The sequence below is a fragment of the Acidovorax sp. ST3 genome (genome assembly GCF_003231145.1).
In the GTDB taxonomy this organism is placed as follows: domain Bacteria; phylum Pseudomonadota; class Gammaproteobacteria; order Burkholderiales; family Burkholderiaceae_C; genus Acidovorax.
In genome coordinates this window covers 1-514 of sequence record NZ_QKVP01000142.1, presented here as the reverse complement: position 1 = coordinate 514, position 514 = coordinate 1, and the positions used below count along the sequence as shown (strand labels likewise).

General features: G+C 75.3%; 1 protein-coding gene. It reads left to right on the top strand.

The window, feature by feature from the left end; all coding sequences use genetic code 11:
- A partial coding sequence (locus DNK89_RS24010) for a GMC family oxidoreductase N-terminal domain-containing protein (protein ID WP_203422616.1) occupies nucleotides 1-514 on the top strand: 514 nt, incomplete at both ends.

Sequence of the window (514 nt, the reverse complement as noted above, 5' to 3'; positions counted from 1 at the left end):
TCCCACCGCCTTCGGCCCCAACATTAGCGGCCGCGGGGTGGGCGGGTCGACCCTGCACTGGGGCGCGTTCACCCCGCGCCCCGACAAGCGCGACCTGCGGCTGCGCACCGAGACGGGCGAGGGACGCGACTGGCCGCTCGACCCCGCCGAGCTGCTGACGTACGTCGCGCGCGTCGAGGGCGACATCGGCGTCTCCGGCCAGACGCCGTACCCGTGGGATCCCGACCGCTCGTACGCGTACGGCCCTGCCGCGCGCAACGCGCCCGCGACCCTGGTCGCCCGCGGGTGCGAGGCGCTCGGCATCCGGTACGCCGACGCTCCGGCCGCGGTGCTCACCCGCGCGCGCCTGCAGGAGCATCACGGCGAACGCCGCGCGTGCATCAACTGCGGCGCCTGCCACCAGGGATGCCGGGTGGATGCCAAGGCCACCACCGCCAACACCTACCTCCCGGCCGCGGTCGCCGCCGGGGCGGAGATCCGCATCGGCGCGATGGTCCACGACATCGAGCTCGAC